Consider the following 1,086-nt stretch of genomic DNA (forward strand, 5'->3'; position numbering starts at 1 on the left):
GGATTTATTTGAGCTGATTTTGATCGTTGCAGGTTGCGGTCATGTGTCCGGCCTGTTGACGCGGTGCATGTGACCGCTGGCCTTTCCTCTCAGCGATGCCAGCATCGCCTGCCAGACAACGGATGAAGTCCGCGTACCGAGTCCCAATCAGACGAACGAGCTTTAAAGCCCAGACAGCACCTCGGGGTGTCCCGGCGGCGGTCCCTTTCGATCATCATCACTCACTTCTGCCCTTGCATCTCATCGCGGCGATGTCGGGTGCCGCTTTGTCCCTCCTTCGTTCAGATAGCCGGTGTGGCCTTGTATGACTCTCCTTTCACCATGAGCGCCCACGCTGTTCGGGCGGTCTTGTGGGCGATAGCCACGGTGACGACCCGAGTCGGCTTGCGCTCCAGGAGCGATCGAACCCAAGCGCCCGTTCGGGTGTCGGTGGTTGGCGCCCGTCGTGTGCCGGAGGTGGCACCAACAACCAGCAGTCGGCGCAGATAGCCATTCCCCATCTTCGAAATTCGCCCGAGCCGATCCTTGCCGCCCGACGAGTTCTGTCGGGGCAGTGTGGGCCGAAACGCGATCCGTCCGAGTGACGGACCGCACGCCGAGGTAGGCCGCAAACTGTCGGCCGGATTTGAAGACAGCCGGATCGGGTACACTGGCAGCCAGCGCGGTTGCCGTGATAAGGCCAACACCCGGGATCGTCATCAACCGCTGGCTCGCGGCGTTCTGCCGATGCCACTCCAGAAGTTCGCGCTCAATCTTCCGGACTTCTTGTTCCAAGCTGTCGAGTTGTACCGCCAAAGCCAGAAGGGCGGACCGGGCTGTCTCCGGCAATCTGGGGTTGTCATCAGCACGAAGGACACTGACAAGTTCAGCAACTTTTCGAGCCCCCTGCGCGGCGATGGCCCCAAACTCGGCGAAGTGGGCGCGGATCGCATTCAGGATCATCGTGCGCTGTCGCATCAGCAGGTCACGAGACCGGTGCAGCACAAGAACACCCTGCTGCTCCTCGGTCTTCACTGGCACGAAGCGCATGTTCGGTCGCGTGACAGCCTCGCAGATGGCTTCCGCATCCGCTGCATCGTTCTTTTG

General features: G+C 61.2%; 1 pseudogene. It reads right to left on the reverse strand.

Annotation, left to right across the window (positions count from 1 at the left end):
- Nucleotides 1-281: 281 nt before the first annotated feature.
- Nucleotides 282-1,086, reverse strand: a pseudogene (locus AB9F29_RS21260) (IS110 family transposase); the annotation flags it as partial.

The organism is Falsihalocynthiibacter sp. S25ZX9 (genome assembly GCF_041205405.1).
GTDB lineage: Bacteria > Pseudomonadota > Alphaproteobacteria > Rhodobacterales > Rhodobacteraceae > Falsihalocynthiibacter > Falsihalocynthiibacter arcticus.